Annotated in this window: 20 protein-coding genes; 10 read left to right on the top strand and 10 right to left on the bottom strand. The window is 72.6% G+C overall.

Features of this window, described 5'->3' with window-relative positions; translation table 11 throughout:
• Positions 1-8: 8 nt before the first annotated feature.
• A complete protein-coding gene (locus ACZ53N_RS20920; protein WP_469142329.1) occupies positions 9-824 on the bottom strand; it encodes an enoyl-CoA hydratase family protein in 816 nt (271 codons plus the stop codon).
• A gap of 82 nt (positions 825-906) precedes the next feature.
• Here ACZ53N_RS20920 and ACZ53N_RS20925 point away from each other — a divergent pair, with 82 nt between their 5' ends.
• Positions 907-1,707 carry an SDR family oxidoreductase gene (locus ACZ53N_RS20925; RefSeq protein WP_469142330.1) on the top strand — a complete coding sequence of 267 codons (801 nt, stop codon included), beginning with the start codon at positions 907-909 and terminating at the stop codon, positions 1,705-1,707.
• A gap of 1 nt (position 1,708) precedes the next feature.
• Positions 1,709-2,629 (top strand): SDR family oxidoreductase, encoded by a 921-nt coding sequence (locus tag ACZ53N_RS20930; protein WP_469142331.1) that lies wholly within the window; start codon positions 1,709-1,711, stop codon positions 2,627-2,629.
• A gap of 22 nt (positions 2,630-2,651) precedes the next feature.
• Here the strand turns inward: ACZ53N_RS20930 and ACZ53N_RS20935 are convergent, their stop codons facing one another.
• The 3 genes from ACZ53N_RS20935 to ACZ53N_RS20945 form a co-directional block, all read right to left on the bottom strand.
• Positions 2,652-3,518: an ABC transporter permease gene (locus ACZ53N_RS20935; protein ID WP_469142332.1), complete on the bottom strand. Its 867-nt coding sequence runs from the start codon at positions 3,516-3,518 to the stop codon at positions 2,652-2,654.
• Positions 3,515-6,265: an alpha/beta fold hydrolase gene (locus ACZ53N_RS20940; protein WP_469142333.1), complete on the bottom strand. Its 2,751-nt coding sequence runs from the start codon at positions 6,263-6,265 to the stop codon at positions 3,515-3,517. Before ACZ53N_RS20940 ends, ACZ53N_RS20935 begins: the two co-directional genes overlap by 4 nt.
• A gap of 137 nt (positions 6,266-6,402) precedes the next feature.
• Positions 6,403-6,960 (bottom strand): DUF1697 domain-containing protein, encoded by a 558-nt coding sequence (locus ACZ53N_RS20945; RefSeq protein ID WP_469142334.1) that lies wholly within the window; start codon positions 6,958-6,960, stop codon positions 6,403-6,405.
• Between the two features lie 58 nt (positions 6,961-7,018).
• Here ACZ53N_RS20945 and ACZ53N_RS20950 point away from each other — a divergent pair, with 58 nt between their 5' ends.
• Positions 7,019-8,119 carry an alpha/beta hydrolase gene (locus ACZ53N_RS20950; protein ID WP_469142335.1) on the top strand — a complete coding sequence of 367 codons (1,101 nt, stop codon included), beginning with the start codon at positions 7,019-7,021 and terminating at the stop codon, positions 8,117-8,119.
• 104 nt (positions 8,120-8,223) lie between these two features.
• Here ACZ53N_RS20950 and ACZ53N_RS20955 read toward each other — a convergent pair whose 3' ends face one another.
• The 6 genes from ACZ53N_RS20955 to ACZ53N_RS20980 form a co-directional block, all read right to left on the bottom strand.
• Positions 8,224-11,253, bottom strand: a complete 3,030-nt coding sequence (locus ACZ53N_RS20955; RefSeq protein ID WP_469142336.1) for an alpha-mannosidase — start codon at positions 11,251-11,253, stop codon at positions 8,224-8,226.
• A gap of 14 nt (positions 11,254-11,267) precedes the next feature.
• Complete coding sequence (locus ACZ53N_RS20960) at positions 11,268-13,337, bottom strand: endo-beta-N-acetylglucosaminidase (protein WP_469142337.1); 2,070 nt, start codon at positions 13,335-13,337, stop codon at positions 11,268-11,270.
• A 114-nt stretch (positions 13,338-13,451) separates the two neighbouring features.
• Positions 13,452-14,690 carry a glycoside hydrolase 5 family protein gene (locus ACZ53N_RS20965; RefSeq protein WP_469142338.1) on the bottom strand — a complete coding sequence of 413 codons (1,239 nt, stop codon included), beginning with the start codon at positions 14,688-14,690 and terminating at the stop codon, positions 13,452-13,454.
• Between the two features lie 34 nt (positions 14,691-14,724).
• Complete coding sequence (locus ACZ53N_RS20970; RefSeq protein WP_469142375.1) at positions 14,725-15,510, bottom strand: carbohydrate ABC transporter permease; 786 nt, start codon at positions 15,508-15,510, stop codon at positions 14,725-14,727.
• Between the two features lie 44 nt (positions 15,511-15,554).
• Entirely contained in the window at positions 15,555-16,457 is a 903-nt protein-coding gene (locus tag ACZ53N_RS20975; protein WP_469142339.1) for a carbohydrate ABC transporter permease, read from the bottom strand.
• Between the two features lie 7 nt (positions 16,458-16,464).
• Positions 16,465-17,763, bottom strand: a complete 1,299-nt coding sequence (locus ACZ53N_RS20980; RefSeq protein ID WP_469142340.1) for an ABC transporter substrate-binding protein — start codon at positions 17,761-17,763, stop codon at positions 16,465-16,467.
• 187 nt (positions 17,764-17,950) lie between these two features.
• Between ACZ53N_RS20980 and ACZ53N_RS20985 the strand changes: the two genes are divergently transcribed.
• The 7 genes from ACZ53N_RS20985 to ACZ53N_RS21015 all read left to right on the top strand — a co-directional run bounded on the left by ACZ53N_RS20985 (position 17,951) and on the right by ACZ53N_RS21015 (position 26,199).
• Complete coding sequence (locus ACZ53N_RS20985) at positions 17,951-19,048, top strand: LacI family DNA-binding transcriptional regulator (RefSeq protein WP_469142341.1); 1,098 nt, start codon at positions 17,951-17,953, stop codon at positions 19,046-19,048.
• 78 nt (positions 19,049-19,126) lie between these two features.
• Positions 19,127-20,119 carry an NADPH:quinone oxidoreductase family protein gene (locus ACZ53N_RS20990; protein ID WP_469142342.1) on the top strand — a complete coding sequence of 331 codons (993 nt, stop codon included), beginning with the start codon at positions 19,127-19,129 and terminating at the stop codon, positions 20,117-20,119.
• A 68-nt stretch (positions 20,120-20,187) separates the two neighbouring features.
• Positions 20,188-21,384, top strand: a complete 1,197-nt coding sequence (locus ACZ53N_RS20995; RefSeq protein ID WP_469142376.1) for an acyl-CoA dehydrogenase family protein — start codon at positions 20,188-20,190, stop codon at positions 21,382-21,384.
• On the top strand, positions 21,381-22,508 hold the full coding sequence (locus tag ACZ53N_RS21000; RefSeq protein WP_469142343.1) for an acyl-CoA dehydrogenase family protein: 1,128 nt from the start codon (positions 21,381-21,383) through the stop codon (positions 22,506-22,508). The genes ACZ53N_RS20995 and ACZ53N_RS21000 overlap by 4 nt, the downstream gene beginning before the upstream one ends.
• Before the next feature lie 187 nt (positions 22,509-22,695).
• Positions 22,696-24,306, top strand: a complete 1,611-nt coding sequence (locus tag ACZ53N_RS21005) for an ABC transporter substrate-binding protein (protein WP_469142344.1) — start codon at positions 22,696-22,698, stop codon at positions 24,304-24,306.
• Between the two features lie 23 nt (positions 24,307-24,329).
• On the top strand, positions 24,330-25,295 hold the full coding sequence (locus ACZ53N_RS21010) for an ABC transporter permease (RefSeq protein WP_469142345.1): 966 nt from the start codon (positions 24,330-24,332) through the stop codon (positions 25,293-25,295).
• Positions 25,288-26,199 (top strand): ABC transporter permease, encoded by a 912-nt coding sequence (locus tag ACZ53N_RS21015; RefSeq protein WP_469142346.1) that lies wholly within the window; start codon positions 25,288-25,290, stop codon positions 26,197-26,199. Before ACZ53N_RS21010 ends, ACZ53N_RS21015 begins: the two co-directional genes overlap by 8 nt.
• Positions 26,200-26,288: the final 89 nt, after the last annotated feature.

Consider the following 26,288-nt stretch of genomic DNA (forward strand, 5'->3'; position numbering starts at 1 on the left):
CCCGCCGGTCACGGCTCCTCCTCGGGGTCCGTCGCGGATTTCCGGGACGACCGGGACGGCTGGGACATCGGGGGCGGCCTGGATGTCCCGGAGACGAAGGCCTCGCGATGCCGGTCGGCGACGCCGCTCAGTGCGGCCTCGAAGGTGAAGCCCTGCTCGAAGCGGTAGTCGCGGTGGACGTCGACCGGGTCGATGCCGTTGAGGGCGGCCTTGGCGAGACGGATCAGCAAGCCGTCCTTGGCCGCGATCTCGCGCGCCAGCTCCAGGGCCGCCGACAGGAGTTCACCGGGCGGCACGACCCGCCACACGGAACCGTGCCGGTGCAGCTCCCACGCGGTGACGGTGCGCGAGGTGTAGTACAGGGTGCGCAGCAGATGCCGGGGCACGAGCCGGGCGAGGTGGGTGGCGGCGCCGAGCGCGCCCCGGTCCAGCTCGGGCAGGCCGAAGGTGGCGTCCTCGGCCGCGACGACGGCGTCGGCGTTGCCGACGAGCCCGATCCCGCCGCCGAGGCAGAAGCCCCGCACGGCGGCGACGACCGGCACCTCGCAGTCGTACACGGCCGAGAACGCGGCGGCGCAGCCCCGGTTGGCGCCGATCAGCGCCCGGTGACCCGGGCCGCGCTGGATCTCCTTGAGGTCGACCCCCGCGTTGAAGCCGCGCCCGGCTGCGGCCAGGACGACACAGCGGACGGCGGGGTCGGCGCCCGCCGCGCGGACGGCCTCCGCCATCTCGTACCAGCCGCGCACGGGAACGGCGTTGACGGGCGGGAAGTCGACGGTGACGACGGCGATGCCCGCTTCGGGGCGGGAGGTGGAGACACCCATCAGTGGATCAGCTACCTTTCCACCAAACGTTTGTTAGGGGCGAAGGTAGCAGCGGATCGTCCGGCGCGGGAGGTGGCAGGGAATGAGTGGAGCGCTCGACCTGGACGGACGCGTCGCCGTCGTCACCGGTGGCACGCGCGGCGTCGGCGCGGGCATCGCGCGGGCGCTGCTGCGCGCCGGGGCACGGGTGGTGGTCTGCGCCCGCCGCCCACCGGACGAGCCGGTCACGGCCGACGGGCGGACCGCCTGCTTCCGGCCGGTGGACGTACGCCGACCGACCGCCGTACAGGCCCTGTTCGACGAGCTGGCGACGGCCTTCGGCCAACTGGACCTGCTGGTCAACAACGCCGGGGGCGCGCCCTTCCGGCTCCTCGACGACGCGGACGCCGAGCGCCACGCGCGCGTACTCGACCTCAACCTCACCGCGCCGCTGACCGTCTCGCTCGCCGCCCGCCGGATCATGCGTCGGCAGCCGGCCGGCGGCTGCGTCCTGATGATCGGGAGCGTGAGCGGCACCCGCCCCTCACCGGGCACGGCGGCCTACGGCGCCGCCAAGGCCGGGCTGGAACACCTCGCCCGCACGATGGCGGTGGAGTGGGCACCGGCCGTACGCGTCAACACCCTCGTCCTCGGCATGGTGCGCACGGAATCCGCCCATCTGCACTACGGCGACGCGGCGGGCGTTGCCGCCGTCGCCCGCACCGTCCCGGCGGGCCGCCTCGCCGAACCCGACGAGATCGGCGACGCCGTCGTCTTCCTCGCCTCCGACCGCGCGTCCTACATCACCGGCGCCAGCCTCGTCGTCCACGGCGGCGGCGAACGCCCGGCGTTCCTGGCCGCGGCGCGTGCCACCCCTTCGGCCACGTCCTTCGAGGAGCCCTGAGATGACCGGAATCTGCGCGGGCCGTGTAGCCGCCGTCACCGGCGCCGGCCGCGGTCTCGGCCGGGCACACGCCCTCGCGCTCGCCGCCGAAGGCGCGCGGGTCGTCGTCAACGACCTCGGCGTCGGGCCCGGCGGGGAGGGCGGCTCGGCGAGCCCCGCCCGGCGGGTCGCCGACGAGATCCGCGCCCGTGGCGGCGAAGCCGTCGCGCACAGCGGCGACATCGCCACCACCGACGGCGCCGCCTCGCTCCTCGCCACGGCCCTCGACGCCTACGGCCGGCTCGACACACTCGTCAACAACGCCGGGTTCCTGCGCGACCGGATGCTCGTCAACCTCGAGGAGGACGACTGGGACGCGGTCCTGCGCGTGCACCTCAAGGGCCACTTCCTGCCGCTCAAGCACGCGGCCCGGTACTGGCGCGCCGAGGCCAAGGGGGGCCGCGCCCGCCGGGCACGCGTCGTCAACACCACCTCCGGCGCGGGGCTGCTGGGCAGCGTGGGGCAGGGGAACTACGCCGCCGCGAAGGCCGGAATCGTGGCACTCACCCTCGTCGCCGCCGCCGAACTGGCCCGCTACGGCGTCCAGGTCAACGCCGTCGCCCCCGCCGCCCGCACCCGTATGACCGAGCGGACGTTCGCCGATGCCATGGCCGCGCCCACGACCGGATTCGACGCCATGGCCCCCGAGAACGTCTCCCCGCTGGTGGTGTGGCTCGCCTCGGCGGACTCCGCCGGCGTCAGCGGCGAGGTCTTCGAAGCGGAGGGCGGCCGCATCACCGTGATGGAGGGCTGGCACCCCGGCCCCACGGCCGACAAGGGCGACCGCTGGACACCGGCCGAGGCGGGCGGGGCGGTACGGGAGCTGCTGCCGGGGCTGCGGGAGCCGGGAGGGGTGTACGGGGCTGCCCCGTCCGGCGACTGAGCACCAGGGCGGCCCGGGGATTTCAGGACACGACGTCCTTCGCCCGGAAGTGCCGGAAGGCGAGCGCGAACAGCACCAGCGCGTACGCCACCGACACCGCCGTCCCCTTGATCATGCCGCCCCACTCCAACTGCGGCTGCAACGCGTCCGCCCACGCGTACTGCCAGTGCGCCGGCAGGAAATCGCGCCAGTGCCCGAGCGCGGTCACCGCGTCCAGCACATTGCCGACGATGGTCAGCCCGACCGCGCCGCCCACCGCCCCCAGCGGGGCGTCCGTGACCGTCGACAGCCAGAACGCCAGCGCCGCCGTGACCAACTGCCCGACGAAGATGTACGCCACCACGATCGCGAGCCGGCCGACGGCCGCCTGGGCGGGCAGCGCACCGCCGGTGGGGATCTGCAGGCCGTCCCAGCCGTACGCCGCCGTGCCCGCCGCCAGGGCCACCACCGGCAGCAGCACCATCGCGGCCGCGCTGAACCCGAGCGCCACGGCCAGCTTGCTCAGCAGCAGCCGGGCGCGCGGCACCGGCGCCGCGAGCAGATAGCGCAGCGAGGACCAGCTCGCCTCGGAGGCCACGGCGTCACCGCAGAACAGCGCCACCGGCACCACCAGCAGAAAGCCCGCCGAGACGAACAGACAGGTCGCCGCGAAGTTCGCGCCGGAGGCGGTGGCGGTGTCGATCAGCGTCACCCGCCCGTTGCGCCCGCTCGGCTGCCCGCCGATGGCGAACGCCGCGATCAGGACGAACGGCAGCACCGCCAGCACCGCCCCCACCACGAGCGTGCGCCGACGCCGCAACTGACGCATCGCCTCCACCCGCAGCGGCAGGGTGTGCCGCGCCCGGTATCCGGGCGCGGACTCGGGGTCCGTGGTCACCGCGGTGCTCATGCCGAGCCTCCGATCAGGGTCAAGAACGCGTCCTCCAGGCGGCGGTGCGGGCCGACACGCGCCACCGGGATCTCCAACCGCACCAGCTCCACCAGCAGCTCCGGTGCGCCCATGCCGTCGAGCCGCACCAGCAGCCCCTCGTCGCTCCGCACGGCCGAGGCCACGCCGGGCAGCGCCGCCACCTTCTCCGCCGTGACCTCGGGCAGCTCGCCCTCGACGCCGACCAGCAGCGTGTCGCCCGAGCTGACGATCTCCGCGACCGGACCCGCGCTCACCAGCCGGCCGCGGTCCATCACGACCAGGTGCGTACAGCTCTGTTCGACCTCGGCGAGGAGATGGCTGGAGACGATGACGGTACGGCCGGCGGCCGCGTACCGGATCATCACCTCGCGCATCTCCCGGATCTGCGGCGGATCGAGCCCGTTGGTCGGCTCGTCCAGGATCAGCAGGTCCGGCAGCCCGAGCATGGCCTGCGCGATCGCGAGACGCTGCCGCATGCCCTGGGAGTACGTCCGTACCGCCCGCTCCAGCGCGGAGCCGAGGCCGGCGATCTCCAGGGCCTCCTCCAGGTGCGCGTCCTTCGCCGGGCGGCCCGTCGCCTGCCAGTACAGATCGAGGTTGGCCCGGCCGGACAGGTGCGGCAGGAACCCCGCGCCCTCCACGAACGCCCCGACGCGCGACAGCACCGGCGCACCCGGCCGGATCGCGTGCCCGAAGACGCGGACCTCGCCGTCGTCGGGACGGATGAGGCCCATGAGCATGCGCAGGGTGGTGGTCTTGCCCGCACCGTTCGGGCCGAGCAGTCCCAGCACCTGGCCCCGCTCGACGCGGAAGGACAACTCCCGTACCGCGTACCGGTCGGCGGACTTGGCGTACCGCTTGCTCAAACCGGTGATCTGCAACGGCACCTCGGCGAGCGCCGGGTCGGGCGCGGGCGGTGCGGTGCGGCGGCGACCGGTCAGCAGCAGGACCGCCGCGACGGCCGCGCCGCCGAGCGGCAGCCCCCATGTCCACCAGGGGAGGGCGGAGGAGCCGGTCCGCACACCGGGCGCGGTCGGCACGCTCAAGCCTCCGCCCGCGAGCGCGACGGTGTACGCGGCGGGCCGGGCCGGGGAGGCGTACCCGAGGTCGGTGGCGGCGAGGACGAGCCGCATCCGGTGGCCGGACTCGAAGGTGTGGTCGATGGCGGGCAGCTTGAGCTCGACGGTGCGGCCCCCCTTCGCGTCGGTGACACGGACGGGCGTGACGAGCTGTCCGGGCAGCACCTGCTGCCCGTTCGGCCCGACGTCGTAGACCTTGGCGAAGAGGACGGCCTCACCGGTGTCCGAGGAGATCCTCGTCCGCACGGTCGGGGAGCCGGTGACGCGGACGCCCTCGGTGAGCCGGGCCGAGTCGAAGCGCGCGTGCTGGCCGGGGAAGTCGAGGGAGACGCCGACACCGAGGCCCGACAGCTGGGTCAGCGAACCGATGCCCGGCACCGCCGAGATCGCGGGCGGTGCCGCCCCCGCCGGGTTGCCGAACGACTGCTCACGCCCGGTCAGTTCGATCGTGCGCGGGTCGCCCCGCAGCCCCGGGTAGCGGTCTCCGCTCGCACCGCGCAGCTGCGCCTTGCCGTCGGTGGTGTCGATTCCGCCGGTCCTGCTGACGCGGAACGCGGGCCCGGTGCCCGCGCTCTCGTCGCCCTTGAGGTAGCGGTCGAACCACGCGCGCGTGCGCCGCGCGATCCGGTCGCTCTCGTCCGCCCCGCCGTCGTGTCCGCCCGCGATCCAGTCGACGGAGACGGGCGCGCCGTTGCGGGCGATGGCCTTGGCCGCGGCGTCGGACTGGTCGAGCGGGAAGAGGGAGTCGGTCTGCCCCTGGACGAGGAGGGTGGGCACCTTGATCCGGTCGGCGACGGCGGAGGGGCTGCGGCTCTCCAGCAGCTCCCGCGCCCGCGCGTCCGGCTTCCCCTCGACGGCCACCCGCTCGTACATCTCGCACAGCGTCTTCTCGAACCGGCCGCAACCGGAGAACGGGGCGCCGGCCCCCGCCTTGCGGGCCGGGCGGTCACCGACGGCCGGGGCGGGGCCGTTCGGCGTGGCGCCTGCCGATGTGGTGCCGGTGGTGAAGAAGATCCCGGACCAGAGCTTTTTGAAGACGTCGTTCGGGAAGAGCGAGTCGGCGAGGTTCCAGTAGGTGATCTGCGGGGCGATGGCGTCGACGCGCTTGTCGTGCCCGGCCGCCAGGAGGGCGGCGCCGCCGCCGTAGGAGGCGCCCGCGATGCCGACCCTGGGGTCGCCCGCCTTGTCGAGCCGCACCTCCGGCCGCCGCGCCAGCCAGTCGATCAGCCGGCTCACATCGGCGACCTCACGGCCCGGGTCATTGAGGCCGATACGGCCCGTGGACCGCCCGAAGCCGCGCGCGGACCAGGTCAGCACCGCGTAGCCGTCGCGCGCCAGCTCCTCCGCCCTCTCGCGCAGATCGGTCTTGCTGCCGCCGAAGCCGTGCGCGAGCAGCACGGCCGGTCTGCGGGTGCCGGTGTCACCGGAGGTGAAGTACGACGTGTCGATGCGGACCGGCCCCGAGCGCTCGGCGCCCGGGGCGTCGGGCATCGTCAGGAACCGGTCCTCGCGGTGCACGGCGGCGCCGGACCCGGTGGCCGATGCCACGGTCCAGGTACCGGCACCGACGAGTACGGCGCCGGCGGCCGTGGCGGCCAGCAGCCGGTCGCGTCCGGACCGGGGGCGCCGGGGGAAACGCAGCTTCATGCCCGAATGCTAAGCGGAGCCGTCGTCCACCTGTGTCGCCGACAGGACGAGCGGCATCCCCTCCGCGCGGCGTACAACCCCCGGCACCCGTACCGCGGGCGTGGTACGGGCGGCCTCGGGGGAGCGGCCTGGCCCGATCAGTCGTCCACCGCCTCCGCCATGTCGGCGAGCCGGGTGACGGTGTTCCAGTTGCGGGCGGTCCCGTCCTCGCCCAGGCGCCGGCCCGTCAGGAGCTTCGCCAGCTTGGAGTCCCGGATGCCGGACGGGCAGAACAGATACACCTCACGTTCCCCGAGGGCGAACTCGTCGGGCGCGTACGCGCCCGGATCGAGGTCCGCGAAGGCGTCCGGGCGGGCGGCGCCGGAGAGGCCGGAGAGGAAGACCACCAGGAACCGCGCCGGATCGAGCGCCCGGTCGGCGAACGGATTGGCGTCAACGACGCGGCGCAGATCCACTCCCTCACGCACGAAGCAGCGCACGGACAGGCCCAGCTCGCGCGCGATGGCCTCCTCGAGCCCGGCCGCCAGGGCGTCCGGTTCGGAGCCCGGGTGGGTGAACACCGCGTTGCCGCTGTTGAGGTGGGTGCGCACCGACCCGCAGCCCAGACCGGAGAGCAGATCGCGCAAGGTCTGCATGGGGACGCGCTGTTTGGTGCCCACGTTGATGCCGCGAAGGAGAGCCACGTACGTTGTCACCCCCTCACCGTAATATGACGCGCATCACTGACGTGAGCGGCATGTGAGGGGCGATCGCATGGTGCGCGGGGCTTGTTACGAGCAGTTCGCGGCGCGGGCCGCACGGGTGCTGGCGGCGCTCGCGCTGCTGCTGCCGGTGGTGGGGGCGCAGACGGCCGGGGCGGGGCCCGCGGAGGCCCGCGCGGCGGACAATCCGGCCCGGGTGGTCAAAGAAGTGCGGGTCGACGACCGGATGCTCGACCTGGCGGTCTCCTCGCCCGACACCGGGGCGCTGTTCACGTGGGTCCGCCTGCTGCTGCCCAAGGACTGGTCCAAGGACGCGGCGCGGACCTGGCCCACCTTGTGGCTGCTGCACGGCGGCACGGGCAATCATCTGGACTGGACCGCCAACACGCACGTCGAGGAGCTCACCGCCGACCGGGACGCGATCGTCGTCATGCCGGAGACCAGCGGGTGCAGCGGCTACAGCAATTGGTACAACGGCGGCAGGTGGGGAGCCCCGGCCTGGGAGACGTATCTGCTCGACCAGGTCCGTCCGCTGCTGGAGCGGGATTACCGCGCCGGGTCGCGGCGTGCCGTCGCGGGGCTGTCCATGGGCGGTCAGGGGGCGCTGAAGTTCACGGCCGCGCGCCCCGGCCTGTTCAGCGCGGCCGCCTCCTACAGTGGCGCCGTCAACCCCCTCTACAAGTCACCCGACGGCGGTTTCGACGGTCCCGACGCGGTGAAGGCCGGCGGCCTCGCCTGCCTGACCGACTGGAAGCGCCTGTGGGGCGAGCCCGGTTACCCCTTCGACACCGACGACCCGGCCGATCTGCGCCAGCAGTGGCTGTGGAAGCGCAACAGCCCGCTGGAGCGGGCCGCCGGGCTCGCCGGCACTCCGCTCTACGTCTCCTACGGCAACGGCACCGAGAAGGGCGCGGGCTGGAAGTGGGGTGACCCGGCCCCCTCCGCCGCGCGCTGCACGGACCCGGCAGCGCACGGCACCGACGACCGGATCGAGCGCGCCGTCTTCGGCATGAACCAGCAACTGCGCGCCAAGCTCGCGCGGCTCGGCGTCCCGGCCACGGTGTGCGCGTCGACCGGCACGCACACCTGGCGCTATTGGGAGCGTGAGCTGGTGGCGTCGTTCCCGATGCTGATGAAGGCGATCGGGGCCTGAACGTGCTCAACGGCCGGACGGGCTCAAGTCGAGCCCGCCCGGCCATTGCGGACTGCGGACGAGAAACGGTGCAGGGGCGGGACCGGGGCTCACGCGCTGGACGCTCAGCGCCGCGCCAGCCGCAGGGTGACGATCTCGAAGGGCCGCAGGGACAGCGCCACGGCATCACCGTCCGTCGTGGCGGCCGCCACAGGTCGCTCCAGCAGGTCGCACACGGACACCGACGCCGTCGGGAACCCCGCGGTCAGCCGCGCCCGCGCCCGCCCGCCCAGCGACTCGTACAGCCGCACCACCACATCCCCGCTGCCGTCGTCCGCGAGCTTGATCGCGGAGATGACGACCGCGTCGTCGGACACCGACACGAGCGGTTCGACCCCCGCGGAGCCCGGCACCCTCCGCTCCGGCAGATTGATCCGGTACCCCTCGCGCACCGCGTCCCCCAACGACGCGCCCGGTACCAGCGCGTACCGGAACCGGTGCGTTCCCTGGTCGGTGCGCGGGTCGGGGAAGCGCGGCGCCCGCAGCAGTGAGAGCCGAAGCGTGGTCGTGGTCCCGGTGCCGGATTCGCGCACGGCGCGCGTCACGTCGTAGCCGTACGTCGAGTCGTTGACCACCGCCACCCCCCACCCCGGCTCCTCCAGATGCACGAACCGGTGCGCGCACGCCTCGAACTTGGCCGCGTCCCAACTGGTGTTGGTGTGCGTGGGACGGAAGAGGTGGCCGAACTGGGTTTCGGCCGCCGTGCGGTCGGCGTGCAGATCGAGCGGAAAGGCGGCCTTGAGGAACTTCTCCGTCTCGTGCCAGTCGACCTCCGTCTCGATGTCCAGCCGCCGGACCCCCGCGGGGAGGGAGAGCAACTGCTCGACCCGTGAGGCTCCGAAGGCCCGTACGACCCGTACCGCCCCCTCGTCCGTCCGTTCCAGCGTCTCGACGTCCGTCAGATCCGTGACGGTGTTCCGGTAGAAGTGGTCCACGTCCCAGGCGTCCCACATGTTGGGGAAGTCCGGGTGCAGTTGCAGCAGGTTGGCCGCCGTCCCCGGTGCGATCGTCTCCCGGTCCGCCTCCGGGTCGTACACGGAGACCACCAGCCCGCGCCCGTCGACCTCGACCCGTAGCAGGCCGTTGTCGAGCGTGAAACCACCGCCCTCACGCGCCCGGACCGTGGTCGGGTCGGCGTCGGGGGCGGGGTCGGGGGACTCGGTCGGGGCGCCACCGTGGGCCACCGCGCCGCCCCGCCCGTGCGGTGCCGCGTTGAAGACCACCGTCCCACCGTCCGGGGCGTCCCCCGCGAGCGCGGCCAGCGCGTCCCCGACGATCGACTCCAGCTCGGCCGTGACCGCCGCGTAGGTCGCCGCCGCCTCCCGGTGCACCCACGCGATCGAGGTGCCCGGCAGGATGTCGTGGAACTGGTGCAACAGCACGGTCTTCCACAGCCGGTCCAGCGCCTCGTACGGATAGCGGAACCCGGCCCGTACGGCCGCCGTCGCGGCCCACAGCTCCGCCTCGCGCAGCAGGTGCTCCGAGCGGCGGTTGCCCTGCTTCGTCTTCGCCTGACTGGTGAGCGTCGCCCGGTGCAGCTCCAGATACAGCTCGCCCACCCACACCGGCGCGTGCCCGTACTCCGCGTGGGCCTTCTCGAAGAACGCCGACGGCCGCTCGAAGACGACCTTCGCCGAGCCCTCCAGATCCGCCAGCCGCTTCGCCCGCGCCACCATCTCGCGCGTCGTCCCCCCGCCGCCGTCACCCCAGCCGGTCGGTGCGAGGGAGCGGGTCGCACCGCCCTTCTCCTGGAAGTTGCGGACCGCGTGCGCCACCTCCTGCCCCGACAGCCGCGAGTTGTAGGTGTCGATCGGCGGGAAGTGGGTGAACACCCGGGTGCCGTCCAGGCCCTCCCACCAGAACGTGTGATGGGGGAACTTATTGGTTTGGCTCCACGAGATCTTCTGCGTCAGGAACCACTTGGCGCCCGCCAGCCTCACCAGCTGCGGCAGAGCCGCCGAGTAGCCGAAGGTGTCCGGCAGCCACACCTCCTCCGTCTCGATCCCGAACTCCTCCAGGAAGAAGCGCTTGCCGTGCACGAACTGCCGTGCCAGCGCCTCCGATCCGGGCATGTTCGTGTCGGACTCCACCCACATGCCGCCCACCGGCACGAACCGGCCCTCCGCGACGGCGTTCTTCACGCGCGCGTACACCTCCGGCCGGTGCTCCTTGATCCACGCGAACTGCTGCGCCTGCGACATGGCGTAGACGAAGTCCGGCTCGTCCTCCAGCAGAGCGGTGATATTGGCGGTGGTACGGGCGACCTTCCGCACCGTCTCGCGCAGCGGCCACAGCCACGCCGAGTCGATGTGCGCGTGCCCTACCGCGCTGATCCGGTGCGCGGAGGCGTGCGCGGGCGCGGACAGCACGTCCGTGAGCTGCTCGCGGGCCCGCTCCGCGCTCCCGCCGACGTCCTGGAGGTCGACAGCGTCCAGGGCCCGCTCGACCGCCCGCAGGATCTCCCAGCGGCGCGGCGAGTCCACCGACAGTTCGGCCATCAGCTCACCCAGCACCTCCAGGTCCTGGACCAACTCCCACACCACCCGGTCGAGGACGGCCAGATCCATCCGGGCCAGCCGGTAGCGCGGCGCGTCGTCCGCCGTCAGCCGGTCCCCCAGCTCGGTCGGCACGAACGGGTGATAGTCCATGATCACGGGATTGGACGAGGCCTCGATGTGCAGCAGCACCTCCTCGCCGCCCGTGACCGACTCGCCGATCCGCACCCACTGGTTGCGGGGGTTGAGCCCCTTCACGGGCGAGCCGTCCGGCCGGTAGACGAGCCCCTCGCACTGGAAGCCCGGCATGTTCTCGTCGAAGCCCAGGTCCAGCAGCGCCTCGACGGTCCGGCCCGCCCACTCCTCGGGCACGGTCCCGGTGACCGTGAACCAGCTGGTGCCCCACGGCGGGCCCCACGGCGCGCCGACCTCGATCGGCTCGCGCCCGGCCGCGAGGCCCTCGGCGACGGGCACGGGCTCGCCGGGCGCGTTCCACACGGTGACGGTCAGCGGCACCGACTCGGGATACACGGCGGGCCGGATGCGCTCGTCCAGCACCCGCTTGAGACGGGCTTCGGTGACGGTGCGGTCGTTGTGCATGGGCGTCGGTGTCCTCACGAAGACGGGATGGACCAGCGGAGGGAAACGCGTGCGGGGGCAGAGGGGACGTACAGCTCGTCCACGGCGCGCACGTCGACGCGGGTGACCGCCTCGCCGCCCGTACGGCGCAGCGCCGGAACGTAGTAGGCATGCCCACAGGTGCCGCCCAGGAAGCGACGTCCACCGCCCGGCAGCACCTGATGCAGCTCGTAATGGCGCACGGGCGGCGCCTGGCGCGTGCCCGGGCCCCACAGGAGCCGCAGCGCGGCCGTACCGTCGCCGTTCGGCCGCGCCGCGGCGACACACGCCGCGGCCGGGCGGGCGGGGACGGCCGGGCCTGGCGCCGCGGCGTCGCGCACCGCGAGGTGGCCCAGTCGCCAGCGGACGGCCCCGCCGTCGGTGGCGGTGAGCCGGACGTCCAGCGCATGGATCGTCCGGCCGGTGCGGCCGGGCAGCAGCGCGCCGACGCGCAACCGGGCCGTGGTCCAACCGCGCCCGCCCGCGGGCAGCGTGCCCGCGGGCACGTGGACTAAGCGGCCGGGCCCCGGGGAGACCACCAGGTCCACGCGGACACCCGGCGATCCGGGGTCGGTGCGGTGTGCCAGCTCCACCACTGTCGTCCCGGGCAGCGGCAGCCGCGCGGTGAACAGCTCGACGGTCGTCGGCGCGGTGAGCGGGCCCTGTACGAGCAGACTGGTGCCGCCGCGCCAGGCGTCGGCGAAGTCGAAGCCCACCACCGGCCGGGCACCGGCCGTGTGGATCACCCAGCGCCGCCCGGGCAGCCGGTCCTGGAGACCCAGATGGTTCCAGGGCACGTCGGACAGGAGCCTGCCGCGCTCGTACCAGCCCAGACCGTGCCCGGTGTTGAAGCTCGTCGCGAACGGCAGCGCGGTCAGGGTCGAACGGTCCGCGACGGAGGCGGCCGGAGCCCGCCACGGCCCGACGGACGGGCCGGACGGATCCACGGCCGGCCCGGACCAGAAACGGTCGTCCCGCGCGTGGAAGGCGGCGGGCGCGCGCCCGCCGGCGGGGAGGCTGGTCCACGTCCACTCGGGCCGGTAGAAGCCGTACGAGGTGACGTGCGGACGGTCGGCGGGGACGATCGCGTCCCAGTCGACCCGGGTGTCCCAGCCGTTCGCCTCCACGTCGATGCCCGCCCACAGCTCGTACCGGCCGCGCTCCAGGCGCTCGGCGAGCGCGCCGGACGACGCGAGCCCGGCCCGGCTCCAGTTGAAGTTGAGGAACATCGAGTCGGCGGCGCGGAAGAAGGGCGCGTTGTGGTCGTTCAGCTCGTTCTGCCAGGAGACGTCCCCCGACACGGCCAGTGCGTCGTACCAGGTGACGCGCAAGCCCTTGCCGTGAGCCCGGAGGTGGGCCAGGAAGTCCCGCACGTCCGCGCCCAGCCGGGCGTCGCCGCCAGCGGTCTCGGCGTTGACGAACCAGCCGTCGAAACCGTACGCGCGGGCCACCCGGATCAGCTGGTCGGCCAGCGGGAACCCGCCGTCCGCACCCCTGCGCACCAGCTCCCGCGTCCAGCGCAGCTGCCCGCCGTACGCGGTCGGAGGCAGGAACACCGTCCCGAGGACGGGCACGCCGTTGCGGTGCGCGGCGTCCACGACCGGCGCGTTCGGCGCGAGGATCAGCCCCTCGCCGGAGGAGCCGCCCCAGAAGACCAGCTCGTCCAGGTAGGCCCAGTGGGTGAGGGCGTAGTAGTCGGCGGTGGGGGAGCCCTGCGACGGGTTCCCCGAGGTGTGCGCGAAGGCCGCGAGGGCGGATACACGGGCCTGGCCCGTCCGCGCGGTCGAACTGACCGGCGGGGGAGTGAAGCGGGCGGCGAGGGGCACGGTGGCCTTGTTGAAGGGCAGGTCGACATCGCTCCCGGGCGCCCAGGAACGCAGACTGCGCCAGGTCACGCCGGGCGCGGGGGAGCCCGCCGGCAGGCTGTCGGGATACCAGTACGAGGCGTACGGCTGGAGATCCCCGGCGGGCGCGGCGCGAGCGGCGGGCACGGCGGGCACGGCGAGGGCCGCGATGCCGGTGGCGCCGGCGGTGAGGAGGCCACGGCGCGTGAGTGACTCATTCATGACGGCTCCACATAGTCAGCCCGTCCGGGCAACCACTAGCCCGTCCGGCGTTTGAGGACCGGGGTCCGGGGGGAGCCCCGGGTGGTGTTTCCCCCACCGGGGGCCGACCACCGCCTACCGCACCTGATCGACTGTCAGCACCTCCGTAACCCCCCGCCCGGCCAGATACCCGGGGTCACCCGCCCGCTGCGACAGCACCGAAGCCGCCCGCACCCCGCCGGAGGCAAGCCGCATCCACGCCTCGAAATACGCGCCCCCCGGCGAGCACACCGACCGGTAGGGCGCGCCCTCCTCCTCACCCGCGTCCACGACCAGAGCGGTCCGGCGGGCCTCCGCGGGGCGGCCGCTCCCGAGCCAGGTGCGGATGATTTCGGCGATCACCTCACCGGCGGGTTTGATCCGGCGGTCGTTGGTGAACAGTCCGAGGCCGTATTCCAGCTCGGGGAAGTCCGCCAGCGCGCGGTCCACATCGTGGGAGCACCACCAGGTGATGCCCCAGACGTCCGGGCAGTCCAGCGCGTTGCGGATGGTCGCCTCGGTGAACGCGGCCGCGTGACCGGGCGGGATGTGGGGTGCGGGTGCGCCGACCTCCTGGAGCCAGACCGGCCGGGCGGGGTCCACCGCCCAGGCCTTGGACAGCTCGATGAGATACGCGGCGTGCTGCTCGGTGGCCGTCCCGGCATGGCCGTGGCGCTGTGCGGTGCCGTTGAAGACCCAGGAGTGCACGGCGGTCATCGCGCCGAGGCGGGCCGAGTGGGCGGGCGTGAAGGGATGCGCGCCGTCGTACCAGGCGGCGTCGTACGAGGCGTGCAGATGCGACCGGCCGGGCGCGCCCTTCTCGCAGGCGTCGAGCATCCGCCGCAGCCAGTGGTCCACCTGGACGGGGTCGGCCCGGTCGGGGTCCGGGTGCGGGTCACCGGAGAACTGGTTGATCTCGTTGCCGACCGTCATCCCCAGGAAGTTGGGCTGGTCGGCGAGCGCGGCGGCGAGCACGCGCAGATACTCCGCCTGCGCCCCGATCACGTCCGGGTCGGTGAACAGGTTCCGGCGGTGCCAGGTCGTGGTCCAGGCGGGCAGGAAGTCGAAGCTGGACAGGTGGCCCTGCAGCCCGTCGACGTTGACGTCGAGCCCGCGCTCGGCGGCCGCGTCCACGAGCCGGACCAGCTGCTCGACGGCCTGCGGCCGGATCAGGGTGCGGTTGGGCTGGAAGACCGGCCAGAGCGGGAAGACCCGGATGTGGTCCAGGCCGAGGGCGGCGATCTGGTCCAGGTCGGCCCGGATCTCGTCGAGGTCGAAGTCGAGCCAGTGGTGGAACCAGCCCCGGGTGGGCGTGTAGTTGACGCCGAAGCGCATACGGGTCGTCCCTTCGGACGGGAGATGGTGGTCGTCAGCCCTTGACAGCGCCTTCGCCGACCCCGCGGAAGAAGTACCGCTGGAGACAGGCGAACATCACGAGGAGCGGGGCGACCGCGATGACGGTGCCGGCGGCGACCAGCCGCGGATTCTGCTGGAACGTGCCGTGCAGGAAGTTCAGTCCGACGGTCAGCGTGAAGTGGTCCGAGTCGGAGAGGACGATCAGCGGCCACAGGAAGTCGTCCCACGCCCCCATGAAGGCGAAGATCGCGACGACGGCGAGGGTGCCGCGGACCGACGGCAGGGCGACGCGGACGAACCGCTGCCAGACGTTCGCCCCGTCGATGACGGCTGCCTCCTCGATCTCGTACGGGAGGTTCGCGAAGGCGTTGCGCATCAGCAGCACATTGAGCGCGCCGACCGCACCGGGCAGCACGACGGCGATCAGGGTGTTGTTGAGCCCGAGGTCGCGCATCATCGTGAACTGCGCGATGACGATGGACTCCAGGGGCACCAGCAGCGCCGCCACGAAGGCGAGCCCCGCGAGCCTGCGGCCCCGGAAACGCAGCCGGGCCAGCGCGTATCCGGCGAGCGAGGCGCCGACGAGGTTGGTGACGACGTTGGCGACCGCGACCTGCAGCGAGTTCAGGGCGTAGCGCCAGAGGGGGATGATGTCCGCGACGCCGGCGTAGTTGTCCAGGGTCGGTCGCTCAGGCAGAAAGCCCGGCGGGTAGGCGTAGATGTCCTCGGTGGTGCTCTTGAGCGAGGTCGACAGCTGCCAGAGGAACGGGCCGACGGTGACGGCCAGGACACCGAGCATCAACAGATAGCGCAGCGCCTTCTCCCAGGCGCTCGTCCGGGTCGTCACCGGTCCTCCTTGCGGTCGGCGCGCAGCGCCAGCAGCATCAGCAGCAGCGCGATGACGAAGACGACGAGGGAGAGGGCGGAGGCGTAGCCGACACGCCCGTTCAGTCCCGTGCCGGTCCGCTGGACGAGCATGACGAGCGTGGTGTCCTGCCCGGCCGGCCCGCCAGTGGGCCCGGCCAGCAGATGGACCTCGGCGAAGACCTTGAACGCGGACACCGACGACAGGGCGCCGACCAGCACCATCGTGGAGCGCACGGCCGGGACCGTGACGCTGACGAAGCGGCGCAGCGCACCGGCCCCGTCGACGGCGGCGGCCTCGTGCAGCTCACGGGGCACGTTCGCGAGCGCGGCCAGGTAAATGATCATGTAGTAGCCGAGGCCCCGCCACACGGTCAGGGCCATGGCGCTGAACAGCAGCAGCCATTCGTCGCCGAGGAAGGCGACCGGCCCCGCGCCGAGGAAGCGCAGGATGCCGTTGAGCAGGCCGCGGTCGTCCAGCATCCAGCCCCAGATCAGGGCCACCACGACGACGGAGGCGACGACCGGGGTGTAGAAGGCGGACCGGAAGAAGGTGACGCCGGGGAGCTGTTTGTGGACCAGCAGGGCGAGCAGCAGCGGCAGCAGCACGGTGAAGGGCACGACGAGCAGGACGTACAGACCGCTGTTGCGCAGGGCGACCCAGAACTGTTCGTCCTCCAGCATGTCCTGGAAGTTCCGCAGGCGCACCCAGGTGCCGGGGGTGAGGGTGCGGGCGTCGGTGAACGCCTTGTGGACGGTGGTGAGGAAGGGGTACAGGCTGAACGCGGCGACGACCCCGATGCCGGGCAGCAGGAAGAGCCAGGGGCTGATTGCCCGGTGGGTGCGGGCCCGGGGGGCCGGTCGCCCCGAGTGCCGGTCCATGAGCCGGTCAGCCCTGCTTCAGGAGCTTGTCGCTCCGTGCCGCGGCGGCGTCGAGCGCCTGCCGGGGTGACTTCTTGCCCTGGAGGGCCTTGGCCACTTCGTTCTTGAGGACGACCTTCATCTCGTCGCTCATCACGACGGGCGTGTAATTGACCGCGCCTTTCAGCAGTTTCGCCGAGGCGACCCGTACGCGGCCCTCATCGGTTCCGTCGTCCTCGGTCCAATAGGCGTCGCGCAGCGAGCCCTCGGTGCTGGGGAAGATGGCGACCTTGTGGGCGAAGGCCTCCTGGTTCTTGCGGTCGGTGACGAAGTGGGCGAAGGCGATCGCCGCCGCCTTGTGGTCGCTGCCGTTGTTGACGGCCAGGCCCATGACATACATGTTCGGCTTGCCGGTGTTGTTGGGCGCGTCGGTGATCCCGAGGTTCTTGTACAGGCCCGGTGCGTTCTTCCTGAAGGTCTCCAGGTCGTGGGCGCCGCCGGGATTCATGGCGACCTTCTGTTCCAGGAATTTCTGGCCGGCCTTCTCCGGGGTGTTGGTGAGTGCCTGCGCGTCCAGCGCGCCGAGGTCGTAGAGCTGTTTGTACTTGGTCAGCAGCTCGACGCCCTTCGGCTCGTTGTAGGTGAACCGGGTGGCGTCGTCGTTCATCAGCCTGACGCCGTAGCGCCCGAAGTCCTCGATGGACGGTGTCCCCGCGAGCGTCGCGGTCTTCCCGCCGGACCGCCGTGCCATCGTCCCGGCGGCGGCGAACAACTCGTCGTAGCTCCTCGGCGGTTTCTCGGGGTCGAGGCCGGCCTGCCGGAACAGGGCCTTGTTGTAGAACAGCGGACCGGTGTTGAGGTACCAGGGGAAGGCGTACGAACCCTCCAGCCCGGGCAGGGTATTGCCCTGCCAGGCCTCCGGAGTGTATTCGCCCTTGAACTTCGCGGTGGCCTTCTCCTTGTCCAGGTTCATCAGCAATCCGGCCTTGGCCAGCGGATAGGACAGGTCCGGCGAGACGTTGACGACGTCGGGCAGGGTGCCGGCTCCGGCGTCGGCGCTGAGCTTTTCCGCGTAGTTCTCCGCGGGCTGGTCGAGCCATTTGACCTTGACGTCCGGATGCTGCTGCTGGAACTCCCGAACCAGGCCGTTGAAGTAGTCCTTGAAATTCGCCCGCAGGTTCCACGTCTGAAAGGTGATGTCACCTGCGACCTTTCCGTCGGCGCGGGAACCGCCGTCGGTGTCCGTGCCCGAGCCGCAGGCGGTGAGAGCCAGGGCGGCGGCGAGGAGAGGCGCGAGGGTGACGGTTGCTCTACGAGAGGCGGTCATGGCCGAATGAGCTCCTTCGATCGGGCCGGCAGGGGCCTTGAGTCCGGGAGGAGGCAGGTCAAAACCTGCACCCGGAAAGGGAGTTGCGTCAATACTTACGCCGCGACCTAATGCGCTTTAGTGTGGTGGTGCTCAAGCGCTTCAGGTAACGGCCCCGCCCGAGTAGGGGCGGGGCAGAGGGGGAACCATGCGCCGTACGCCCGCCCGCCGTCCGACGATGAAGGACATCGCACGCCGCGCGGGCGTCTCGGAGAGCGCGGTGTCCTTCGCGCTCAACGACCGGCCGGGAGTCTCCGCGGCCACCCGCGACCGGGTCCGGCGCGTCGCCGAGGAGCTCGGCTGGCAGCCCAGCACCGCTGCCCGCGCCCTGTCCGGCGAGGGCTCGGCCACGGTCGGGCTCGTCCTGGCGAGGCCCGCCCGCACGCTCGGCGTCGAGTCCTTCTTCCTTCAACTCGTCTCCGGAGTACAGGAAGCGCTCGCGGTCCGCCGACTCGGCCTGCTCTTCCAGGTCGTCGAGGACCTCGACGCCGAGTGCGCGGTCTACCGCCGCTGGTGGGCCGAGCGCCGGGTGGACGGCCTGCTCGTCGTCGACCCCCGTGACGACGACCCCCGCCCGGCGCTCCTCGACGGACTCGGCCTGCCCGCCGTGGTCATCGGCGCCCTGGACGGCGTCGGCGAAGGCCCGCACGGCGCGATCTCCAACCTCTGGGCCGACGACACCGGAGGAATGGCCGCCATCGTCGGCCACCTGTGCGACCTGGGGCACCGCCGCATCGTGCACATCGCCGGGCTGCCCGAACTCGCCCATACCCGGCGCCGGATCGACTCCCTGCGCGCCGAGGCCGACCGCCGTGCCCTGCCCGACGTCGTCTCCGTGACGACCGACTACTCCGACGCGCAGGGTGCCGCCGCCACCCGCCGCGTCCTCGCCGCCCCGCACCCGCCCACCGCGATCGTCTACGACAACGACGTGATGGCGGTCGCCGGCCTCGCCGTCGCCGCCGAGCGCGGAGTCTCCGTACCGCGCCAACTCTCCATCGTCGCCTGGGACGACTCGGTGCTCTGCCGCAACACCCACCCCGCGCTGACCGCGCTCGCCCGGGACACGGCGGGCTTCGGCAGACGGGCGGCCGAACAGCTGATCGCGCTGCTCGACGGGGGACCGGCCCGCCGGGTGCGGGACGCGGCGCCACGGCTCGCCGCCCGGGAGTCCACCGGGCCGCCGCTGCCGCGCCCCGCCCGGTCGCCGGACGCCCCTGACTCCCCGGCCGGCCGGGGCGGGTGACGGCCCCCTGTTCGTTTCCTTAGCGACCGCTTAGTATGCGAGCGGCGTGAGCTGCCCCTACCCCTCGTGGAGGTCCCGGTGAAGGCATGGCGAGTGCACGAGAACGGCGAACCGCGCGAGGTGATGCGCCTCGACGACGTGCCGGACCCGTCCCCCGGCCCCGGTGAGCTGCTCGTGCGGATCCGGGCCGCGAACGTCAACTTCCCCGACGCGCTGCTGTGCCGGGGGCAGTACCAGGTCCGGCCCCCGCTGCCCTTCACCCCCGGAGTCGAGGTGTGTGCCGAGATCCTCGCCCTCGGTGACGGCGCCGAAGGCGAGATCGGGGCCCGCGTCCTCGCCCAACCCGCCCTGCCGGCCGGAGGGTTCGCGGAACAGGCGGTCGTCGCGGCCCGCACCGTACTGCCTGCCCCCGGGGCACTGGACGACGCCGAGGCCGCCGCCCTGCACATCGGCTACCAGACCGGCTGGTTCGGCCTGCACCGCCGCGCCCGGCTCCGCGGCGGCGAGACCCTCCTCGTGCACGCGGCGGCGGGCGGCGTCGGCAGCGCGGCTGTCCAGCTCGGCAAGGCCGCCGGGGCCACCGTCATCGGAGTCACCGGCGGACCGGAGAAGGCACGCGTCGCCCGTGAGCTCGGCTGCGATCTCGTCCTCGACCGCCGGGCAGACGACGTGGTCGCGGCCGTCAAGGAGGCCACCGGCGGGCGGGGAGCGGACGTCGTCTACGACCCGGTCGGCGGCGACGCCTTCACGCTGTCCACCAAGTGCGTCGCCTTCGAGGGACGCATCGTGGTCGTCGGCTTCGCGAGCGGCACCATCCCCACCCCGGCGCTGAGCCACGCCCTCGTCAAGAACTACGCGATCCTCGGCCTGCACTGGGGCCTGTACAACGCCAAGGACCCCGGCGCCGTCCGCGCCTGCCACGAGGAGCTGGGCACGCTCGCCGAGCGGGGCGCGATCAAGCCGCTCGTCAGCGAACGGGTCCCGCTCGCCGAGGCCGCCGACGCCGTCCAGCGGGTCGCCGACGGCACGACCACCGGCCGCGTCGTCGTTGTCCCCGAGGCAGCCCGATGAGCGGCCCGGTGACGTCTGCGACGGACGCAGCGGCCGCCGCACGGAGCGGAGGTGCGGAGACGACCGCCATCGACGCCGACGCCTTGCGCCGCCGGGTCGCGGACCTGCTCGCCGCCCACGACCCCGCCACCACCGACCGGCTCGACTTCCTCCGCGCCCGCTTCGACGCCGGGCTCGCCTGGATCCACTTCCCCGAAGGCCTCGGCGGACTCGGCGCACCGCGCGCCCTCCAGCAGGTCGTGGACGAGGCCCTGGAGGCCGGGGGAGCACCCGACAACGCGCCCCGCCGGATCGGCATCGGCCTCGGCATGGCCGCGCCCACCCTCCTGCGCCACGGCACCGACGCGCAGCGCCGGCGCTTCCTCCGCCCGTTGTGGACCGGCGAGGAGGTGTGGTGCCAGCTGTTCAGCGAACCCGGCGCCGGCTCGGACCTCGCCGCGCTCGCCACCCGCGCCACCCGGGTCGGCGACGAGGACGGCGACGGGGCCGGCTGGATCGTCGACGGCCAGAAGGTGTGGACGTCCCAGGCGCACCTGGCCCGCTGGGGCATCCTCCTTGCCCGGACCGATCCGGACCTGCCCAAACACCGCGGCATCACCTACTTCGTCTGCGACATGACCGACCCCGGCGTGGACGTGCGGCCGCTGCGCCAGATCACCGGCGAGGCGGAGTTCAACGAGGTGTTCCTGACCGGGGTGCGGATCCCCGACACCCACCGCCTCGGCGAGGTCGGCGAAGGCTGGCAGGTCGCCCGGACCACCCTCATGAACGAGCGGGTGGCCATCGGCGGCGCCCGGGTGCCCCGCGAGAGCGGCATGATCGGCCTCGTCGCCGACACCTGGCGCCGCCGGCCCGAACTGCGCACCCACGACCTCCACCAGCGGCTGCTGAGGCTGTGGGTGGACGCCGAGGCCGCCCGGCTGACCGCCGAGCGCCTCGGCCGGCAACTCGCCCTCGGCCAGCCCGGCCCCGAGGGCTCGGGCATGAAGCTGGCCTTCGCCCGCCTCAATCAGGAGATCAGCGGGCTGGAGGTGGAACTGCTGGCCGAGGAGGGTCTCGGCTACGACGACTGGACCCTGACCAGGCCCGAACTCGTCGACTTCACGGGCCGTGAAGCGGGCTACCGCTATCTGCGCGCCAAGGGGAACTCCATCGAGGGCGGCACCTCGGAAGTCCTGCTCAACATCATCGCCGAGCGGGTCCTCGGCCTGCCGCCCGAGCCCCGCACCGACAAGGACGCCGCGTGGAAGGACCTGCCCCGATGACCACTCCCGCGCCGCCCGACCTGCTCTACTCCGAGACCGAGGACGACCTGCGCGCGGCTGTGCGTTCCCTGCTCACCGAACGTGGCGGCCCCACCGCCGCACTCGCGGAAGCCGAGAGGGCCCGTCCCCACGACCCCGACCTCTGGCGGTCGCTGGCCACCGGCATGGCGACCGCGGGGCTGCTGGTGCCGGAGAAGCTCGGCGGCCAGGGCGCCACGGCCAGGGAAGCCGCCGTCGTGCTGGAGGAACTGGGCCGGTCCGTCGCCGCCGTGCCCTACCTCACCAGCGCCGTACTGGCCGTACGGACACTGCTCGGCTGCGACACCACCCGCCCCGAGGTGGCCGGTCCGCTCGCCGCGCTTGCCGACGGCGGCCGGGTCGGGGCGCTCGCCGTCCCGCTGTCGACCGCCCCGGGCGGGGCGCCGCCCGAGACCGTACGCGGCGGGGCAAGGGGGCTCAGCGGTGAGATCACCTCCGTGGCCGGAGCGACCGGCGCCGACGTGCTCCTCGTCCCCGCCGACAGCGGGCTCTACGCCGTGGACACCAGGGCACCGGGCGTGGCCGTCACCCCCGTCACCCCGCTGGACCTCACCCGGCCGCTCGCCCGGGTCACCCTCACCGGGGCCACCGCGACGCTGCTCGCCGAGCCGGCCCGCGCCCGCGGTGCCATCGCCGAGGCGCTGCTCACCGGCGCCGGGCTGCTCGCCTCCGAACAGCTCGGAATCGCCGAGTGGTGCCTGGCGGAAACGGTGCGCTACACCGGCGGACGGCATCAGTTCGGCCGTCCCGTCGGCTCGTTCCAGGCCCTCAAACACCGGCTCGCCGCCCTGTGGCTGGACGTCGTCTCGGCCCGTGCGACGGCCCGCAACGCCGCCGACGCGCTCGCGACCGGCTCACCGGACACGGCGGTGGCGGTCGCCGTCGCCCAGGCCCACTGCGGTGAGGTCGCGGTGCGGGCGGCCCAGGAGTGTCTGCAACTGCACGGCGGCATCGGCATGACCTGGGAACACCCGGCGCACCTGTACCTCAAGCGCGCCAAGAGCGACCAGATCGCGCTGGGCACGCCCGGCCGGCACCGCGAGACACTGGCGCGGTTGGTGAATCTCCCGGGTCCCGTCGGCTGACTTCTTCCCTCGGGGCAGACCTTGCGCAGGGCCTTGTGCGGGCGTGGTACTGGGCCTTGTGCGGGCGTCGCACAGGCTTTGTTCCGGGCCGGATCATGCCTGCTCTTATCCGTACTGTTTAATTGCGAGGAATTCGCAATAGCGGTTGATCTTGAGTACGTGAGAGTGCGTGAGTAGAGGTATGGGCATGACGGCCCGGTCCATTCGGGGAATGGCCGCCACGGCCATGGCAGCGGTACTGACGGCCGGCGCGGCGGCCTGTTCGACGCCCGGCGGTGGCGACGGCGGGAGCGCGGGCGGTGCCAAGGGGGCCAAGGACTCCCTGGTCGTCGGCCTCGCCAACGAACCCGAGACGCTCAGCCCCCTCCTCGGCTACGGCAAGGACGGCAATTCCAAGATCTTCGACGGGCTGCTCCGCCGGGACGCCGCCATGAAGCTGCAGCCGGCCCTCGCCGCCGAGCTGCCGAAGATCACTGATGGCGGGCGTACGTACACGTACAAGCTCCGCACGGGGGTGAAGTTCAGCGACGGCAAGCCCTTCTCCGCCAAGGACGTCGTCTTCACCTACCGGACCATTCTCGACGAGAAGACGAACAACGCCGCCAAGGGCGAACTCGACGCCATCGACCGAGTCACCGCCGACGGCGACGACACCGTCGTCTTCACCCTCAAATACCCCTACGCGCCTTTCGCCGAGCGCACGGTCCTGCCCATCGCGCCCGAGCACGCGGCCAAGGGCCAGGACGTCAACTCCGGCTCCTTCAACACCCGGCCGATCGGCACCGGCCCCTACGTCCTCACCGGCTGGAGCAAGGGCGAGAAGCTGAGCTTCAAGGCCAACCCCGGTTACTGGGGCGGTGAGCCGAAGATCAAGAAGCTCACCATGGCGATCATCAAGGACGACGACATCCGCGCCACCCGGCTGCGGACCGGCGACCTCGACGGCGCGATCCTGCCGCCCAACCTCGTCAAGGGCTTCAAGGGCGACAAGTCCAAGCGGACCGTCACTGCCCGCACCACCGACTTCCGCGGCGTCACCCTGCCCACCGCGAACAAGGTCACCGGCGACGTGGCCGTCCGTCGCGCCCTCGACCTCGCCGTCGACCGCGAGGCCATGGTCGACAAGCTCCTCGAGGGCGCGGGCAAGGCCGGCTACGGCCCGGTCCCCACCGACAGCGAGTGGTTCGCTAAGGGCACCGAGCGTCGGCACGACCTGGACAAGGCCAAGAAGCTGCTCGACGACGCGGGCTGGACCCCCGGCGACCAGGGCATCCGGGAGAAGGACGGGCAGCCCGCCACGTTCACCCTCTGGTTCCCCGCCGGTGACAAGCTCCGCCAGGAGCACGCCCTCGCCTTCGCCTCCGACGCCAAGAAGGCCGGCATCAAGGCCGAGGTGCAGAGCGGCACCTGGGAGGTCATCGAGCCGCGCATGAAGAACGACGCGGTCCTCGCCGGCGGCGGCAACCCCGCCGACCCCGACTTCGACCTCTACAACCTGCTGCACTCCTCGCTCGCCCTCGACGGCTTCAACAACATGGCCGCCTACGACAACCCCGACGTCGACAAGGCCCTCGAGGACGGCCGTCGCAGCGGCGACAAGGGCGCCCGCAAGGCCGCCTACGACAAGGTCCAGCGCGACCTCGCCGCCGATCCCGGCTACGTCTTCCTCACCCACGTCGACCACCTCTACGTCATGAACGACGGCTGGCAGGACCTCACCACCCAGATCGAGCCGCACGACCACGGCCTCGGCGCGGGGCCCTGGTGGAACGTCGAGGACTGGCAGCCGAAGAAGTGACCTCCCGGCTTCCCTGGGGGCCGATGGCACGCATGGCGGGACGGCGGCTGCTGCTCGCCGTCCCCGTGCTCGCCGTCGTGACCTTCGGCGTCTTCGCGATCGCCGCCGCCTCGCCGTTCGACCCCGCCAAGGCCTACGCCGGTTCGGCCGGCCTCGGCGCCGGCCAGGACGTCTTCGACCAACTGCGCGAGAACCTCGGCGCCGACCGGCCCTTCGTCGCCCGCTGGTGGGACTGGGTCACCTCCGCCGTGACCGGCGACCTCGGTGACTCCAGCACCCTGCGCCAGCCCGTCGCCGACGTCATCGGCGAACGCATCGGCTGGTCCGTCCTGCTGTGCGCCCTCGCCTTCGCGTTGGCCGTCACCGTGGGCACCACCCTGGGCGTGCTCGCCGCGCGCCGCCGCGGCGGTCTCCTCGACCGGGTCGTGACGTCCCTTTCGTACACGCTGGAGGCGGCACCGCCCTTCTGGCTCGGGCTGCTCGCCATCTGGTTCTTCGCCCTCGAACTCGGTGCCCTCCCGGCCGGCGGCCTCACCGATACCGGCAGCGACGTCGCCACCGCCGGACAGGTCGCCTCGCACGTCGTCCTGCCCGCCGTGGTGCTCGCCGTCTCCCAGCTGCCCTGGTTCGTGCTGTACGTGCGCCAGGGCGTCGGCGACGCCCTGGAAGAGGACCCCGTACGCGGGGCACGCGCGCGTGGGCTGCGCGACCGCACCGTCCTGATCGGCCACGCACTGCGCTCGGGACTGCTGCCGGTCCTCACCCTCATCGGCTCCCGGGTACCGGAGCTGATCACGGGCGCGCTGCTCGTGGAGACCGTCTTCAGTTGGCCCGGCATCGCCGCCGCGACCGTGCAGGCCGCCACGAGCGTCGACTTCCCGCTGCTGGCCGCCCTGACCGTGCTGGCCACGGCCGCGGTCCTGGTGGGCAACCTGCTGTCCGACCTGCTGTACGGACTGGCCGACCCGAGGGTGGGATTCGATGGCTGAGACCGGAAGCACACCCCAGGCGGCCCCCACCACCTGGCGTTCGCCCGGTGCCGGGGGCCGGGGCGGGGCCGCCCGGGTCGGCACGCGCGCGCTGCGCACGCGTACCTCCCTCGTCCTCGTCGCCGCGGTCGTCCTCACCGTCCTCGCCGTACCCGCCCTGGTGCCACTCGACGAGCAGGCCGTGGACCTGGGGTCCAAGCTCCTGCCACCGTCGTGGTCGCACCCGTTCGGCACCGACGAGGTCGGCCGGGACCTGCTGCTGCGCTGCGTCTACGGGCTGCGGATCTCGCTGCTGGTCGGTGTCGTGGCCGGGCTCGCCGCGACCGTCGTCGGCACCGTGGTCGGCGCCCTCGCCGGTGCGCTCGGCGGTTGGGCCGACCGGGTCGTGATGCGCCTCGTCGACGTCTTCTCGTCCGTCCCGCACCTGCTGCTCGGCGTCTTCATCGTGGCGATGTTCCGCCCCGGCCTGTGGCCGGTGGTCGCGTCGGTGGCACTCACCCACTGGCTGTCCACGGCACGGATCGTCCGCGCCGAGGTGCTGTCGCTGCGCTCCCGCCCGTACATCGACGCTGCGGTCTCCGGAGGTTCCTCCCGTCTGCGGATCACCGTCCGGCATCTGCTGCCCGGGGTCCTGCCCCAAGCCGGTCTCGCGGCGGTGCTGATGATCCCGCACGCCATCTGGCACGAGTCCGCGCTGTCCTTCCTCGGCCTGGGCCTGCCCACCCACGAGGCCAGCCTCGGCAACATGGTCCAGGCCGCACGCGGCACCCTGCTCGCGGGCGACTGGTGGCCGACCCTGTTCCCGGGACTGTTCATCATCATCCCCACCCTCGCCATAGCGGGCCTGGCCGGCGCCTGGCGTGAACGGCTCAACCCGCGCCGCCGATCGGAGCTGATGCTGTGACGACGCAGGCCCGTAAGGTCGGGGCAGCAACCCGCCTTCCTGCCGCAGACGAACCCGTACTGGACGTCAGCGGCCTGTCCGTGCGGTTC

This window comes from Streptomyces sp. NPDC033229 (assembly GCF_055576875.1).